The organism is Citrobacter sp. 21OH12SH02A-Citro, from assembly GCF_027919895.1.
GTDB classification, from domain to species: Bacteria; Pseudomonadota; Gammaproteobacteria; order Enterobacterales; family Enterobacteriaceae; genus Citrobacter; species Citrobacter braakii.
On the sequence record NZ_CP114801.1, the window covers coordinates 3,682,498 to 3,697,717 of the forward strand.

Consider the following 15,220-nt stretch of genomic DNA (forward strand, 5'->3'; position numbering starts at 1 on the left):
ACCAAACGTCGTAAAATTCAGGATGGTTATATTGACCGCATAGAAAAAGCCAGCTTGCGCTGGCTTTTGGAAAGATTATCTTACGAATGCGCCTTAACCGTTAATTTTGGCAATTAAACGTTCCGGGATCACGAAACTAAATCGCGTCCCAACGCCTGGTTCGCTTTCGATATTCAAGCGACTGTCGTGATGATGCAGCGCATGCTTAACGATGGCCAGACCAAGTCCGCTGCCGCCCGTTTGCCGCGATCGCGCCTTATCCACACGATAAAAACGTTCGGTTAAGCGTGGAAGATGCTCGGCGGCAATGCCTGGACCGTTGTCTTCCACGCAAAACTCCGCCCCCGACGCCACATGCTGCCAGCGTACGGTAATGTGCGTTCCCGCTGGCGTATGGTTCACCGCGTTGTAGACGAGATTCGAGATAGCGCTACGCAACTGCTCCTCGTTACCCCGCACATTCAGGCTGTTATCAACATCAAAGGTAAACGTATGTTTTTGCTGGCTCAGCGTTTGCGCTTCGTGTTCGAGCACGCGCAGCATCATGGGCACATCGACCTTCTCATTGAGCAGTAGCGTCGGCGCAGCCTCAATTTTTGACAGCGTCAGCAGCTGTTTCACCAGCCCTTCCATGCGATACGTTTGTTCACGCATGGTATGCAGCGCTTTTTCACGCGTCGTCCCTTCCAGCGGATGCTCCTGCATCATTTCCAGGTACCCTTGTAACACCGTCAGAGGCGTACGCAGTTCATGGCTGGCGTTGGCGAAAAAGTTACGTCGTGAACCTTCCAGTTGATGCATCTGGGTAACGTCGCGCGCCACCATCAGCAGTTGCTTATCGGTATAGGGCATCACGCGAATTTCCAGATGCCGTCCGGTATTGAGTACCAGATTGATCGGTCGGCTAAAATCGCGCGTTTTCAGATATTGTGTAAATTCCGGGTAGCGCAACAGGTTAAGAATATTTTGCCCGCTATCGTCCGGCCAGCGCAGTCCCAGAACCTGCTGGGCCAGTCCGTTACACCAGAAGATACCGCCTTCTTCAGTGGTCAGCACCACCGCGTCGGGTAGCGATTCCGCCCCGCTGCGAAAACGTTTAATCAGATTACCCAGTTCACGACGGCGCTTTTTGTTGCGCAGTTGCATTTGATGCAGCCCGTACAACAACGGCTCCCAACTGCCTCGCCCCGGCGGCGGCGTCATGCTTCTGTCGACCCATAGCCACCAGGACAAACGTAATAAATTCCAGAAATGCCAGATAAGCAGGCCCGTTACCGACGCCAGTAAAAACCAGGGCAGGTAACCGAAAAAAGCGCTAAGGATAAATGCCGGTATGCAGCACAGGATCAGCTCCAGTACCAACCTTTTCCATGACAATCGTTCTAGCAAACGTCTTACTCCCTATACGGCCTATTCCTTCAGGCCTTGATTCTTGTCAGTCAGAAGCGGGTTGAAAAACGATATCCCGTCCCGCGAACCGTCTGCACCATACGATCGTGTCCGCTGTGCTCCAGCGCCTTACGTAAGCGGCGGATGTGCACATCCACTGTCCGGTCTTCCACGTACACATTGGTTCCCCAGACATGATTAAGGAGTTGCTCGCGACTGTAGACACGCTCGGGATGAGTCATAAAGAAGTGCAACAGTTTGAATTCGGTCGGCCCCATATCCAGCGGATCCTCGCCGGTCATCACGCGATGCGAGGTGGGATCAAGGCTTAGCCCCTGCATCTCTATAACCTCTTCCACCGCCATCGGTGAAATACGACGCAGAACTGCTTTAATACGCGCCACCAGCTCCTTGGGAGAAAAGGGCTTGGTAATATAATCATCCGCGCCGGTTTCCAGCCCCCGGACGCGATCTTCCTCTTCCCCCCTCGCCGTCAGCATCATCACCGGGATATCCCGCGTCATCGCTTCGCGCTTGAGATGTTTAATAAACTGTAGACCCGAGCCGCCTGGAAGCATCCAGTCAAGCAGGACGAGATCCGGCCAGGGTTCATTGAGTTGGTTCACAGCACTGTCATAGTCTTCGGCTTCAACGGGTTGAAATCCGTTTTGCTCGAGCACGAAGCAGACCATTTCACGAATTGGAGCTTCATCTTCTACGACCAGAATACGTCTCGCCATGATTTGCCCTGTTTGTAATTAAATCGTTTGCCATCAATACAGTGCCATTATGCGTCAGTTTTATGACAGATTTATGAAAAGATAGTCCAGGTTTAACGCAGCCCGGCGAATTATGACAGCCCGGAGACAAGATATTCCCACTCGTGAAGGGTTATAATCCCCGCCATTGTTTTACCGTCATGGAACTCTTATGCGCATCCTTCACACGTCTGACTGGCATCTGGGCCAAAATTTCTACAGCAAGAGCCGCGCCGCCGAGCATCAGGCCTTTCTCGACTGGCTGCTGGAAACGGCACAATCCCAGCAGGTGGATGCCATTATTGTGGCAGGCGACATTTTCGATACCGGCTCACCGCCTAGCTATGCCCGTGAGCTGTATAACCGTTTTGTCGTCAATCTGCAGCAAACCGGCTGTCATCTGGTGGTGCTGGCAGGCAACCACGACTCCGTCGCCACGCTCAATGAATCCCGCGATATTCTGGCGTTTCTCAACACAACGGTGATTGCCAGCGCTGGCCATGGGCCGCAGATACTGCCGCTACGCGACGGTACACCGGGGGCGATCCTGTGTCCGGTGCCTTTTTTACGTCCGCGCGACATCATCACCAGCCAGGCCGGGCTGACAGGACAAGAAAAACAGCAGCATTTACTGGGCGCAATCACCGATTATTATCAGCAGCAGTATCAGGATGCCTGCACGCTGCGCGGCGACCACAATCTTCCCATCATTGCGACCGGGCATTTGACCACCGTCGGAGCCAGTAAAAGCGACGCCGTACGTGACATTTATATCGGTACGCTGGACGCCTTCCCGGCGCAAAACTTCCCACCGGCAGACTACATCGCGCTGGGACATATTCACCGGGCGCAGGTTATCGGCGGCACGGAACATATTCGCTACTGCGGCTCGCCGATTGCCCTCAGTTTTGACGAGTGTGGCAAAAGCAAATGTGTACATCTGGTGAGCTTTGACGCGGGGAAACTCAGCGCCGTTGAAAATCTCACCGTGCCGGTTACGCAGCAGCTTGCGGTACTGAAAGGTGATTTAGCCGCCATTACTACCCAGCTTGAGCAGTGGCGCGGCGTGCAGCAAGAGCCACCGGTGTGGCTGGATATTGAAATCACCACCGACGACTACCTGCATGATATGCAACGTAAGATCCAGGCCTTAACCGAAGATTTACCGGTAGAGGTGCTACTGGTGCGCCGCAGTCGTGAACAGCGCGAACGCATTATGGCCAATGAACGACGTGAAACGTTAAGCGAGCTGAGCGTGGCAGAGGTTTTTGACCGCCGCCTGGCGCTGGAAGAACTCGAAGAACCGCAGCGTGAGCGGCTTAACCAGCTGTTTAGCGCAACCTTACAAACGCTTGCCGGGGAGGCTGAAGCATGAAAATTCTCAGCCTGCGCCTGAAAAACCTCAACTCCCTGAAGGGAGAATGGAAAGTCGATTTTACGGCAGAACCTTTTGCCAGCAACGGGTTGTTCGCCATCACCGGACCAACGGGTGCGGGGAAAACGACCCTGCTGGACGCAATTTGCCTTGCGCTGTACCACGAAACGCCGCGCCTGAATACCGTGTCACAGTCGCAAAACGACCTGATGACCCGCGACACTGCGGAGTGTCTGGCCGAGGTCGAGTTTGAGGTGCGGGGCGAAGCCTACCGCGCATTCTGGAGCCAGAACCGGGCACGCAATCAGCCGGAGGGCAATCTGCAGGTCCCTCGCGTAGAGCTGGCCCGCTGCTCCGACGGTAAAATCCTCGCCGATAAGGTCAAAGATAAGCTGGAGATGACCGCCGAGCTTACCGGGCTGGATTACGGACGTTTTACCCGTTCGATGCTGCTGTCTCAAGGGCAGTTTGCCGCATTTCTTAATGCCAAACCGAAAGAACGCGCCGAGCTGCTGGAAGAGCTGACCGGCACTGAGATCTACGGCCAAATCTCCGCCATGGTATTTGAAAAGCACAAATCAGCGCGTACGGAACTGGAAAAACTGCAGGCCCAGGCCAGCGGTGTTGCGCTGTTAGCGCCAGAACAGCTGCAATCTCTGACAGAAAGTTTGCAGGTACTTACTGACGAAGAAAAACAATACCTTACCAGCCAACAAGCCCAGCAGCAGCACCTCAACTGGCTCATGCGGCAAAATGAGCTACAGGCGGAGATAAACCGCCACCAGCAGGCATTACAGGCTGCACTTCAGGCGCAGGAAGAGGCGCAGCCGCAACTGGCGGCGCTGAGTCTGGCACTCCCGGCCAGAGCGTTACGCCCACACTGGGAGCGAATCCAGGAACAAACGGCTACGATTGACCGTACGCGACAGAAGATTCAGGAAGTGAATGCTCGCTTACAAAGCAGCTTAGCGCTGCGCGGACGTATTCGTCAGCAGGCACAAACGCAGTCGGCCGCTATGCTCGCCGGACAGCAAACGTTAACCGACTGGTTGAAGGAACATGACCGCTTCCGTTTGTGGAGTAGCGAACTGGCAGGATGGAAAGCGCTGCTGGCCCAACAGTCCGACGCCAGCGCCCAACTGCGCCAGTGGCAGCAGTTGCGGGAGAACGACACGCGCAAGCTCGATGCGCTGGCGCTTCCCACGCTGACCCTTTCGGCACAACAGGTAACGGAAGCGCTGGCGCAACATGTGCAGCTTCGTCCGTTACGCCAGCGTCTGAGTAATCTGCATGGGCAAATCGCCCCGAAGCAAAAGCAACTGGCGCAGCTACGCGCCACGCTTGTGCAGCGTCAGCAGGAGCTGGCCCAGCGCAATGCGGTGCTTACAGAAAAGCGTCAGCGCTATAAAGATAAAAATCAGCAGCTTGCCGATGTGAGAATCATTTGCGAGCAGGAAGCCCGCATCAAAGATCTGGAAAGCCAGCGGGCACTATTGCAATCCGGCATGCCTTGCCCGCTTTGCGGCTCCACCACGCACCCCGCGATTGAGCGCTATCAAACGCTCGAACTGAGTGTGAATCAGACACGGCGTGAAGCGCTGGAAAAAGAGGTCAAAACGCTGGCCGATGAAGGTTCAACGCTACGCGGTCAACTCGAGGCGATAACCCAGCAACTTCAGCGCGATGAACGCGAAGTACAAACCCTTTCTCAGGAAGAGCAAGCACTTACTCAAGAGTGGCAGACCGTCACCGCCAGCCTCAACGTGACGCTGCAACCGCAGGATGACATCGCCCCGTGGCTTGCCGCCCAGGAAGAGCACGAGCAGCAGCTTCACCAATTGAGTCTGCGTCATACCCTGCAGGCGCAAATCACCGCACACACAGAGCAGATTACTCAGCTCCAGCAGCATATTGACCAGCGTCAGGCAACGTTAACCGCCGAGCTGGCCCGTCATGGTCTGTCCCTTCCGGCCGAGGGTGAAGTCGCCTCATGGCTGAGCGAGCGGGCTAACGAAGCGCAAATGTGGCAGCAGCGCCAGAACGAACTGACTGAATTACAGGCTCGAATCGCCCAGCTTGCGCCGGTGCTGGAAACGCTGCCTGAAACCGATGCGCTTGGTGAAAACATTGAGAATCTGTCGCTGGAAAACTGGCGGCAGGTGCACGACGATTGCCTCTCTTTACAGGGGCAGTGGCAAACCTTACAGCAGCAGGAGGCGCAGGAGGTTCAGCGCGCTGCAGAAATTCAGGCGCAGTTTGATACCGCATTGCAGGCCAGCATCTTTGCCGATCGCGACGCCTTTATTGCCGCCCTGCTGGATGAAGAGACCTTTAACCGCCTTGAACAATTGAAGCAATCACTGGAAGGCCAGCGACAGCAGGCGCAAACGCTGCTTAATCAGGCGCAGCAGGCGCTGGCGACTCATCAACAACAGCGACCAACCGGGGTGGATCTCACGCTCACCGTGCAACATCTTCACGACGCGCTGGCGCAACTCACCCAGCAGCTACGGGAGAACACCACTCGTCAGGGCGAAATTCGCCAGCAGCTCAAGCAGGATGGTGAAAACCGCCAGCAGCAGCAGGCGCTGATGCTCGAGATTACGAAAGTCGCACAGCAGGTCGAAGACTGGGGCTATCTGAACGCGCTGATCGGCTCGAAAGAGGGAGATAAATTCCGCAAGTTTGCCCAGGGGCTGACGCTGGATAATCTGGTCTGGCTTGCCAACAACCAGTTGACCCGTCTGCACGGTCGCTATCTGTTGCAGCGCAAGGCCAGCGAAGCGCTGGAGCTGGAAGTGGTTGATACCTGGCAGGCCGATGCCGTGCGTGACACGCGTACGCTTTCCGGCGGCGAGAGCTTCCTCGTGAGTCTGGCGCTGGCGCTGGCGTTGTCCGATCTGGTCAGCCACAAAACGCGAATTGACTCCCTGTTCCTCGACGAAGGTTTCGGCACGTTGGACAGCGAAACGCTGGATACCGCCCTGGATGCGCTCGATGCGCTCAACGCCACTGGCAAAACCATTGGTGTCATCAGCCACGTTGAAGCGATGAAAGAACGCATTCCGGTGCAGATCAAGGTCAAAAAAATCAACGGACTGGGCTACAGTAAACTCGATAAAATGTTTGCAGTTGATGCCTGATAGCAGCTCAGCACCTGGAGGCCGGATATGCGCCAGCGCTATCCGGCACGGCACATAGCACGATCGTGAATACACAAAGACGGATATGAAATGGCATTCCACTTCGCTTATCCGCAAGCTATCTCTATTGGCGGCGAACGTTCGCCGCTATGGCGCATATCGTGCGTCTTTCTTGTTGGCAGGTGGTATGAAAAAAGTCATTTTCTCTTTAGCTCTGGGGACATTTGGGCTGGGCATGGCCGAGTTTGGCATCATGGGTGTACTCACCGAGCTGGCGCGGGACGTGGGAATTTCCATCCCTGCCGCTGGCCATATGATTTCGTTTTACGCTTTTGGCGTGGTGCTGGGCGCGCCTATTATTGCGCTCTTTTCCAACCGCTTTTCTCTCAAGCATATTCTGCTGTTTCTGGTCACGCTGTGCGTGATCGGCAACGCCATCTTCACCCTCTCCTCCTCATATTTAATGCTGGCGGTGGGCAGGCTGGTTTCCGGCTTTCCACACGGCGCGTTTTTTGGCGTTGGCGCGATTATCCTGTCGAAGCTGGCCCGTCCGGGAAAAGTCACCGCCGCCGTCGCGGGCATGGTTTCGGGTATGACCGTTGCTAATCTGATTGGCATTCCCATCGGCACCTGGCTGAGCCAGGAATTTAGCTGGCGCTACACGTTTCTGCTGATAGCCGTCTTTAATATCGCCGTGATGGTCTCGATAACTTTTTGGGTACCCAACATCAGCGATGAAGCAAAAGGGAAACTGCGCGAACAATTTCACTTTTTGAAAACCCCCGCCCCGTGGCTCATCTTTTCCGCCACCATGTTTGGTAACGCCGGGGTTTTCGCCTGGTTCAGCTACGTCAAACCGTACATGATGTTCATCTCCGGCTTTTCCGAAGCGCTGATGACCTTCATCATGATGCTGGTGGGATTGGGAATGGTGTTGGGAAATCTGCTGAGCGGTCGCCTTTCTGGCCGCTATACGCCGCTGCGTATTGCGGTAATAACCGACTTTGTAATTGTGCTGGCTCTGCTGCTGCTCTTTGCCTTTGGCGGGATCAAAGCCGCGTCGCTGATCTTCGCCTTTATTTGCTGCGCGGGCCTGTTTGCCCTGTCGGCGCCGCTGCAAATTTTGCTGCTGCAAAATGCTAAAGGGGGTGAGCTGCTGGGTGCGGCAGGAGGGCAAATTGCCTTTAATCTCGGCAGCGCGATTGGCGCCTGGTGCGGTGGTATGATGCTGACGCTGGGCTTTGCCTACAACTACGTGACGTTGCCGGCGGCGCTGCTGTCGTTTTCTGCAATGTCGTCGCTGCTGCTCTACGGTCGCCTGAAGCGCAGCGTATCCCAGATGACTCCCGTTGCCGGATAGCCTCTGCGCTACCCGGCAACGCGAACATTACTCCTGCGGCCACAACCAGGCCGCGCCGCGCACGCCGCTGGAGTCACCGTGCAGCGCCTTGCGTAGAGGCGTTTCGCACTCGCCGCCAAAGACAAACTGTTTAATCAACGTTGGCACGTTTTGATACAGTCGGTCGACATTGCTCATTCCACCGCCCAGCACGATTACGTCCGGATCGAGAATATTCACCACATGTGCCAGTGATTTCGCCAGACGCAGCTCGTACCGACTCAACGCCTGTTCCGCCTGGGCATCCCGGGCATTAACAAGACTGATAATTTCACTGCCCTTGAGCGACTTACCGCTCAGACGCTGGTAGTCGGTGGCAAAACCGGTTCCGGAAATGAAGGTTTCAATACAGCCTTGCTTGCCGCAATAGCAGGGCACTTCCTGCCGATAACGCAGTTCGTCTTCATCCATCCACGGCAGCGGATTATGCCCCCACTCGCCCGCAGTACCGTTCCCGCCCGTGTGCGCCCGGCCGTTCAGCGCCACTCCAGCGCCACATCCTGTACCGATAATCACCGCAAACACGGTTTGCGCCCCCGCCGCTGCACCATCAACGGCTTCAGAAACCGCCAGGCAGTTGGCATCATTTGCCAGCCGCACTTCGCGATTCAGACGCGTACTCAGGTCTTTGTCAAAAGGTTGCCCGTTAAGCCAGGTCGAGTTGGCATTCTTCACCACTCCGGTGTAGGGCGAAATTGAACCGGGAATGCCCATCCCGACGGTTCCCGACTGCCCGGTGGCCTTTTCCGCCATCTCCACCAGCGCGGCGATGGTTTCTATCGTTTGCCGATAATCATCACGCGGCGTGGGCAGGCGATGGCGAAAAAGCTGTTCGCCTGCATCGCCAAGCGCGATAACTTCCGTTTTCGTACCGCCTAAATCGATACCTATACGCACTGTTTGCTCCTCTTCCCGATTAACAATGCAAGCATAGCGACAATTCGCTATCATGCCCGCTGGATTTAACGACAAGGCCGTGGAAATTATCATGCTGTGGTTCAAAAATTTAATGGTTTACCGTCTTAGCCGCGATATTTCTTTGCGTGCCGAAGAGATGGAAAAACAGCTGGCATCAATGACGTTCACCCCTTGCGGTAGCCAGGATATGGCAAAAATGGGCTGGGTTCCGCCGATGGGATCGCACAGCGATGCATTAACGCATACCGCCAATGGCCAAATTATTATCTGCGCCCGCAAAGAAGAAAAAATTCTGCCGTCGCCGGTTATCAAACAGGCGCTGGAAGCCAAAATTTTCAAACTGGAAGCTGAGCAAGGTCGCAAACTCAAGAAGACCGAAAAAGACTCGCTGAAAGATGAAGTTCTGCACTCATTGCTGCCGCGCGCCTTTAGCCGTTTCAGCCAGACGATGATGTGGATCGATACCGTCAACGATCTGATCATGGTTGATTGCGCGAGTGCGAAGAAAGCCGAAGATACGCTGGCGCTTCTGCGTAAGAGTCTCGGTTCGCTGCCGGTCGTTCCGCTGACGATGGAAAACCCCATTGAGCTGACGCTGACCGAATGGGTTCGCTCCGGCACAACGGCACAGGGATTCCAGTTACTGGATGAAGCTGAACTAAAAGCGATCCTTGAAGACGGCGGCGTGATCCGCGCGAAAAAGCAGGATCTGGTCTGCGACGAAATCGCCGTGCATATCGAAGCGGGCAAACTGGTCACCAAACTGGCCCTCGACTGGCAGCAGCGCATTCAGTTCGTGATGTGTGACGACGGCTCGATTAAGCGTTTGAAGTTTAGCGACGAGCTGCGCGATCAGAACGAAGATATTGACCGCGAAGATTATGCTCAGCGTTTTGATGCCGATTTCATCCTGATGACGGGTGAACTGGCGGCGCTGATTAAAAGTCTGGTGGAAGGATTAGGCGGCGAAGCGCAACGTTAAGCCGTACTTACCGAATGGCGGCATAATGTCGCCATTCGTCATTTCTATGCTTACAGATAGCGGCAAAGATAGGATGTTGGCTCTGCCACCTGCAGATGAAACTCACTGTTGCCCGGTACGTTGAACACGTCCCCTGCGGCATACACCTTCCACTCGGTTTCCCCCGGCAGCAGCACGTTCAGTGCGCCGCTAACGACAGTCATCTCTTCAGGCGCCGCAGTACTAAAAGTATATTCGCCTTCAGCCATCACGCCAACACTGGCTCGGCCAGTACTGCTGCTGGTAAAACCGATCGATTTTACTTTGCCGGAAAAGTATTCATTACTTTGAAGCATACAACTGGCCCTATCTCGTGATTAAGTTGAGAACCAATATAGGGGGCTGACGTTCCACCTGTCACGCAAAATTACGCCAACAGCTCCGAAGCCAGTCGGGCAATCAACACATTAGACAGAAGAACCGGGACATCCAGCGATTTTTGCAGTAAATCACGATGGCGTTGATTGAACCCCAGACAATCCAGCATGATCACATCCGCGCCTTGCTCCAGCAGTTCTTTCCCGGCATCAATCAATTGTTGTTCGGTACCTTCGATCGGATTCGCCACGGCATACACTGGTGGAGTTTGTAACACCTGCCATTTTTGCGTCTGGGCTTTGAGCAATTCGGTGACGGGGACAATAACCCCGACCTGATGCCCATCGACAATCGAGGCCACCAGCGGGGGGATAATACGTAACGGCTCCAATAGAATGCTATTGCGGGCGGTCAGGCGAGCGATTGAGGCGGTACTCATCAGCAGGATCACGTCAAAGCCCTGGTTATCCAGCACCTCCACGATACTTTGCAGCGAGCGCTCTACCTTCTGGCGTGAGACATGAGCAAGTTGGTGGTCGCTGAGCAGCGTTAATAAAGGCTCGTCACCGGGCGAAACGCCGTACTCAGCCATCACATCTTCTCGCCGCATCTGTCCAAGCAGACTGTGGTGAGTAATGTGCTGTTCATCGATATATTCCGTCAGGAGCGGTAACACCTCACACATCGGCACCACGCCAATCGTGAGGATAGCCAACGACGCACTCATTTGTTGCTCCACCATCTTCTTACTTTGCTGTGAAATCCCGGGCAAGTGCCGGGCGCTGACCTGCGCTACAAATGCTCAAAAGCGTAGCAGCTGATCGGCGGTGTATTGTGTAAAGATTCCAAATCATTCCGGTACTGGATTGTTATTGCTTAATTTTCAATTTTAACGGTATACGGCGAAATTTAAGAAAATGTGATGAACGCCCGTCGTGGCACTTTTCAGACTCGTGCCAGGACGGTGCTTAATATCAGGTTTTATCGGGGTCTTCGTAGCGTTTTTTGGCATCCATGGCTTCCTGCGCAGAAGGATGCTCACTGATCAACGTATTCGGTTTAGGGTGATCGGCTCGAAGTTGATACCAGGTTACCGTCTGGCCTGGCGTCCCCTTTTCAACCGTAACAATGTTCGCTTGACGTGGGTAAGGTGGTTTTGTCGGCATAGTTCTTCCTTTTCACTGGATGAACATTAAGTATAGACACCGCCCTGTAACCGTGGCGCTGCCTGCGCCAGTATCTCAAGAATGTCTTCCACCACCTGCGCAGGTTTATGGGTAGCATCAACGATGTAGTGCGCTGCTTCACGGTACAGAACATCGCGCTGGGCGAGCACTTCCTGCACCTCTTCAGTCAGCGGCTTACCGGTTAAGGTTGGGCGCAATCCCTCTTCAGGCGTGGCCTCCAGACGATCAACCAGTACTGATACCGGTGCGCTTAAATAGATAACCACGCCGTGGCTGCGCATGTAATGACGATTAAATTCGGTAAGAATGATGCCGCCGCCGGTCGCAACAACCGTTGCCGGGGCTGTGACGGCCTGCAGAGCGCTCGTCTCCTGGGCACGAAACCCTTCCCATCCTTCCCTTTCGACGATCTCCGCCACGGTCATCTGCACGTGCGATTGCAACCAGCGATCGGTATCGACAAACTGGAAATCGATAGCCTTCGCCAGCGCCATACCGGTAGTTGTCTTACCACACCCCCGGGGGCCGACAAGATAAAGAGGTTGCGTCATTACAGAAATTCCCCAGGGAGCCGCGAGCGAGCGGGATCTGATGCGGTTAAAGATATAATCATATCACCAAACTAGTACATCGCCAAAACGTAAAGAAAAAATTACATACAGGGTAGCGATACCTATTAACCTCTACTATAACAAGAATTCACCATGAATAAAGTGTAAATAATAAATTACACGTTTTATTTTCTGCGCTGTACTTCCAGCCACCACTTATCAAGCTCAGCAGCAAAATGCTGCCTGTCTCGTGGTGAAAGGCTGTCCGGCCCGCCGGTCTGAATACCGCTGGCGCGTAGCGTATCCATAAAATCACGCATCATCAGACGCTCACGGATCGTGGCTTCGGTATAACGTTCACCGCGCGGATTAAGCGCCGCCGCACCTTTTTCAATGACTTCTGCCGCCAGCGGGATATCCGCTGTTATCACTAAATCACCGGCACTACACTGGCGCACAATCTCGTTATCCGCCACGTCAAACCCGGCGGGAACACGTAATGTGCGGATAAACCGCGAAGACGGGACGCGCAAACTCTGGTTTGCTACCAAAATAAGCGGCATCTGCATGCGCTCAGAAGCGCGGTACAAAATATCTTTAATCACATTCGGACACGCATCGGCATCCACCCATATTGTCATAATTTCTCCCCACTGATGTGCAGTTGCACATTGTCGCGTGCTTTTACTTGCAGGCAAAGTGCTGTTTATCCTTCTGCACATATTCAATCCGCGCTAAGCTTAGCTTTCCCAGGTAAAACAATGAATATCACGCATAGGGAGTGACAAAATGGACAAGAAAATCGGTTTTATCGGCTGCGGTAATATGGGCAAAGCGATACTTGGCGGCATGATCGCCAGCGGCCAGGTTCTCCCTGGACAAATCTGGGTCTACACCCCTTCCCCCGATAAAGTCGCTGCATTGCACGACCAGTACGGTATTAATGCGGCGCAGTCTGCGCAAGAGGTCGCGCAAATCGCTGACATCGTTTTTGGGGCCGTAAAACCAGGCATCATGATTAAAGTGCTGAGCGAAATTACCTCCAGCCTGAACAAAGACTCCCTGGTCGTCTCGATTGCCGCTGGCGTCACCCTCGATCAGCTCGCCCGCGCGCTAGGCCATGACCGTAAAATCATTCGCGCGATGCCAAACACGCCGTCACTGGTGAATGCCGGAATGACTTCCGTCACACCGAACGCCTTAGTCACGCCAGAAGACACCGCCGACGTGCTGAATATCTTCCGCTGCTTTGGCGAAGCAGAAGTCATTGCGGAGGCAATGATTCATCCGGTCGTTGGCGTCAGTGGTTCAGCCCCGGCTTATGTGTTTATGTTTATTGAAGCGATGGCGGACGCCGCCGTGCAGGGTGGCATGCCTCGCGCGCAAGCTTATAAATTCGCGGCGCAGGCAGTAATGGGTTCGGCGAAGATGGTGCTGGATACGGGTAAACATCCCGGAGAACTGAAGGATATGGTGTGCTCGCCTGGTGGAACCACCATTGAAGCGGTACGCGTCCTGGAAGAACGAGGTTTTCGTTCATCAGTGATTGAAGCGATGATTAAGTGCATGGAGCAGTCGGAAAAACTCAGCCGCTCCTGAGTTAACACCGCCGGACGTCAGGCCGCCGCCTCAGTGCGGTTACGTCCGGAATTCTTTGCTTTGTAGAGCGCCATATCCGCCGACTTTAACCATTCTCGATAATGCTCGGTTTCTGCGGTCAGCGGCGCAACGCCCACGCTGATCCGCAGAGCAACCTGCGGTGCGCAGGATAAACGCAGTTGGCCAAGTCGTTCGTGAACGCGAGACATCGCCGCAATCGCGCTGGTTGCCGGCGTGCCGCACATAATCACCGCAAACTCATCACCGCCAAAGCGCCCGATCACGTCGCTACCGCGTAAGGTCATCTGCAACTGGCGGGTCAGCGCGACAATCGCCTGATCCCCAACGTCATGACCCCAAGTATCATTAATGCTCTTAAAATGGTCGATATCGATAATCAGTAACGTGGCGTCACGCTGGTAGCGGCGGCAATTATCAAATTCATTACGCAGTAACAGTTCCCAATGGCGGCGGTTGTACACCCCAGTCATGCCATCTCGCGTACTCATCACCTGTAAACGGCGTTTATGTTCCGCCAGCTTGATGACCGTCTGGTAGCTGACCCAGGCAAACAGCAGCGGATAAATCACCAGCACCGGCAGCGTCAATAGCACGCTAAGTTGAGTACTGCTAAAAGCGACGGAGATATCGGTTAACTGTAACGTCACCAGGCATGAAACCATCATCAAAACGGCGCCTGCGATGAATATTCGCATCCCGCCTGCGCCCATCAGGTTGATGCAGATAATCATCAGCAGCGCCGTGGATGGCAACAGGTTTACGCCCATAATCCCTATCCACATACCGGCAAGAATGGCATCGGCTTTTAAGTTGGTAAATTCGCTATGCAGAGGATCGTCGGCTTTGCTGGCCAACTGCCAGGCCAAATGCGGCCAGACAAACGCCCATCCCACCAGTAATAGCCACCAGCCACCGGTAATGGGCTGAGCAACTAATACCGACGCGATAGGGAAAAACATTCCCCCCAATCCCACCGCTCGCGGCAGCCTGATTCGTCGGGCGAATCGCAGACCGGAACGTTGGTGGTCATTTTGATGAAGCGATAAAAATGCTTCATTCGGGACGACCTTCTTTTGATAAAAGTTTTCATCATTCATTGTATTTGGGAATATTCTGAAACAAATTTCCCAAATTATAGGAAGGGGTCTGGTGGCGGAAGTATGATATTTCGGGTGAGCGATTTTACCTGCTCACCCGTAAGTGCTACGCAGATTTCTTCAGGCAAGCGCTCATAAATTTATTACGATCATCACCTTTCAGAGACTGCTCCGTCGCCTTAACGTTACATTCACGCATTTTTTGCTGCTGCGGCGTCAGGCTCTTTTCCTCCGGCGCAGATTTACTGTTTTTCAGGCAATCACTCATATATGTCTTACGCGCATCCCCTTTTAAGGTCTGCGCCGTTGCCTGCTGATTGCAGGTGGTCATACGCTGTTGTTGCGGGGTTAAAGTCTTCTCGGCAGCACCGACGGTAGTTAAAAAAATCAGACCAAAAAGTAGCGTCATTAATAATGTAATTTTCATAGCATCCTTCTTTTCTG

At 54.1% G+C, this 15,220-nt stretch carries 15 protein-coding genes; 5 read left to right on the top strand and 10 right to left on the bottom strand.

The genetic code is table 11. From position 1 onward, the window contains the following. Nucleotides 1-93 precede the first annotated feature (93 nt). Together phoR and phoB are read right to left on the bottom strand one after the other, a co-directional pair. Complete coding sequence (gene phoR, locus O6D90_RS18015; protein WP_016155846.1) at nucleotides 94-1,389, bottom strand: phosphate regulon sensor histidine kinase PhoR; 1,296 nt, start codon at nucleotides 1,387-1,389, stop codon at nucleotides 94-96. A 50-nt stretch (nucleotides 1,390-1,439) separates the two neighbouring features. Further along, nucleotides 1,440-2,129 carry a phosphate response regulator transcription factor PhoB gene (gene phoB / locus O6D90_RS18020; protein WP_003021496.1) on the bottom strand — a complete coding sequence of 230 codons (690 nt, stop codon included), beginning with the start codon at nucleotides 2,127-2,129 and terminating at the stop codon, nucleotides 1,440-1,442. 190 nt (nucleotides 2,130-2,319) lie between these two features. Between phoB and sbcD the strand changes: the two genes are divergently transcribed. From sbcD to araJ, 3 genes are all read left to right on the top strand, one after another. Next, on the top strand, nucleotides 2,320-3,522 hold the full coding sequence (sbcD, locus tag O6D90_RS18025; RefSeq protein WP_016155845.1) for an exonuclease subunit SbcD: 1,203 nt from the start codon (nucleotides 2,320-2,322) through the stop codon (nucleotides 3,520-3,522). Continuing rightward, entirely contained in the window at nucleotides 3,519-6,665 is a 3,147-nt protein-coding gene (gene sbcC / locus O6D90_RS18030; protein ID WP_016155844.1) for an exonuclease subunit SbcC, read from the top strand. The genes sbcD and sbcC overlap by 4 nt, the downstream gene beginning before the upstream one ends. Before the next feature lie 187 nt (nucleotides 6,666-6,852). Next, on the top strand, nucleotides 6,853-8,025 hold the full coding sequence (araJ, locus tag O6D90_RS18035; RefSeq protein WP_032931035.1) for an MFS transporter AraJ: 1,173 nt from the start codon (nucleotides 6,853-6,855) through the stop codon (nucleotides 8,023-8,025). Between the two features lie 27 nt (nucleotides 8,026-8,052). Here araJ and mak read toward each other — a convergent pair whose 3' ends face one another. Next, nucleotides 8,053-8,961: a fructokinase gene (mak, locus tag O6D90_RS18040; RefSeq protein ID WP_016155842.1), complete on the bottom strand. Its 909-nt coding sequence runs from the start codon at nucleotides 8,959-8,961 to the stop codon at nucleotides 8,053-8,055. A gap of 91 nt (nucleotides 8,962-9,052) precedes the next feature. Between mak and rdgC the strand changes: the two genes are divergently transcribed. Continuing rightward, nucleotides 9,053-9,964: a recombination-associated protein RdgC gene (gene rdgC, locus O6D90_RS18045; RefSeq protein WP_016155841.1), complete on the top strand. Its 912-nt coding sequence runs from the start codon at nucleotides 9,053-9,055 to the stop codon at nucleotides 9,962-9,964. 50 nt (nucleotides 9,965-10,014) lie between these two features. Here the strand turns inward: rdgC and ppnP are convergent, their stop codons facing one another. From ppnP to O6D90_RS18070, 5 genes are all read right to left on the bottom strand, one after another. Beyond that, entirely contained in the window at nucleotides 10,015-10,299 is a 285-nt protein-coding gene (ppnP, locus tag O6D90_RS18050; protein ID WP_016152010.1) for a pyrimidine/purine nucleoside phosphorylase, read from the bottom strand. Between the two features lie 71 nt (nucleotides 10,300-10,370). Further along, nucleotides 10,371-11,048 (bottom strand): AroM family protein, encoded by a 678-nt coding sequence (locus O6D90_RS18055; protein ID WP_016155840.1) that lies wholly within the window; start codon nucleotides 11,046-11,048, stop codon nucleotides 10,371-10,373. A 247-nt stretch (nucleotides 11,049-11,295) separates the two neighbouring features. Continuing rightward, on the bottom strand, nucleotides 11,296-11,487 hold the full coding sequence (yaiA, locus tag O6D90_RS18060) for a protein YaiA (protein ID WP_016155839.1): 192 nt from the start codon (nucleotides 11,485-11,487) through the stop codon (nucleotides 11,296-11,298). Between the two features lie 26 nt (nucleotides 11,488-11,513). Continuing rightward, entirely contained in the window at nucleotides 11,514-12,059 is a 546-nt protein-coding gene (gene aroL / locus O6D90_RS18065; protein ID WP_016155838.1) for a shikimate kinase AroL, read from the bottom strand. A gap of 185 nt (nucleotides 12,060-12,244) precedes the next feature. Next, nucleotides 12,245-12,700, bottom strand: a complete 456-nt coding sequence (locus tag O6D90_RS18070; protein WP_016155837.1) for a YaiI/YqxD family protein — start codon at nucleotides 12,698-12,700, stop codon at nucleotides 12,245-12,247. A gap of 148 nt (nucleotides 12,701-12,848) precedes the next feature. Between O6D90_RS18070 and proC the strand changes: the two genes are divergently transcribed. Further along, complete coding sequence (gene proC, locus O6D90_RS18075; protein ID WP_016152005.1) at nucleotides 12,849-13,658, top strand: pyrroline-5-carboxylate reductase; 810 nt, start codon at nucleotides 12,849-12,851, stop codon at nucleotides 13,656-13,658. Nucleotides 13,659-13,675: 17 nt separating this feature from the next. Here proC and adrA read toward each other — a convergent pair whose 3' ends face one another. Next, nucleotides 13,676-14,791, bottom strand: a complete 1,116-nt coding sequence (gene adrA, locus O6D90_RS18080; protein ID WP_088583121.1) for a diguanylate cyclase AdrA — start codon at nucleotides 14,789-14,791, stop codon at nucleotides 13,676-13,678. A gap of 91 nt (nucleotides 14,792-14,882) precedes the next feature. Beyond that, nucleotides 14,883-15,203, bottom strand: coding sequence for a phosphate starvation-inducible protein PsiF (gene psiF, locus O6D90_RS18085; RefSeq protein ID WP_003830956.1), 321 nt, complete (start codon nucleotides 15,201-15,203; stop codon nucleotides 14,883-14,885). Nucleotides 15,204-15,220: the final 17 nt, after the last annotated feature.

Coding starts and splice junctions, on each gene's coding strand:
- phoB (WP_003021496.1), bottom strand. CDS start 2,129: ATGGCGAGACGTATTCTGGTCGTAGAAGATGAAGCTCCAATTCGTGAA.
- sbcD (WP_016155845.1), top strand. CDS start 2,320: ATGCGCATCCTTCACACGTCTGACTGGCATCTGGGCCAAAATTTCTAC.
- sbcC (WP_016155844.1), top strand. CDS start 3,519: ATGAAAATTCTCAGCCTGCGCCTGAAAAACCTCAACTCCCTGAAGGGA.
- araJ (WP_032931035.1), top strand. CDS start 6,853: ATGAAAAAAGTCATTTTCTCTTTAGCTCTGGGGACATTTGGGCTGGGC.
- rdgC (WP_016155841.1), top strand. CDS start 9,053: ATGCTGTGGTTCAAAAATTTAATGGTTTACCGTCTTAGCCGCGATATT.
- ppnP (WP_016152010.1), bottom strand. CDS start 10,299: ATGCTTCAAAGTAATGAATACTTTTCCGGCAAAGTAAAATCGATCGGT.
- O6D90_RS18055 (WP_016155840.1), bottom strand. CDS start 11,048: ATGAGTGCGTCGTTGGCTATCCTCACGATTGGCGTGGTGCCGATGTGT.
- yaiA (WP_016155839.1), bottom strand. CDS start 11,487: ATGCCGACAAAACCACCTTACCCACGTCAAGCGAACATTGTTACGGTT.
- aroL (WP_016155838.1), bottom strand. CDS start 12,059: ATGACGCAACCTCTTTATCTTGTCGGCCCCCGGGGGTGTGGTAAGACA.
- O6D90_RS18070 (WP_016155837.1), bottom strand. CDS start 12,700: ATGACAATATGGGTGGATGCCGATGCGTGTCCGAATGTGATTAAAGAT.
- proC (WP_016152005.1), top strand. CDS start 12,849: ATGGACAAGAAAATCGGTTTTATCGGCTGCGGTAATATGGGCAAAGCG.
- psiF (WP_003830956.1), bottom strand. CDS start 15,203: ATGAAAATTACATTATTAATGACGCTACTTTTTGGTCTGATTTTTTTA.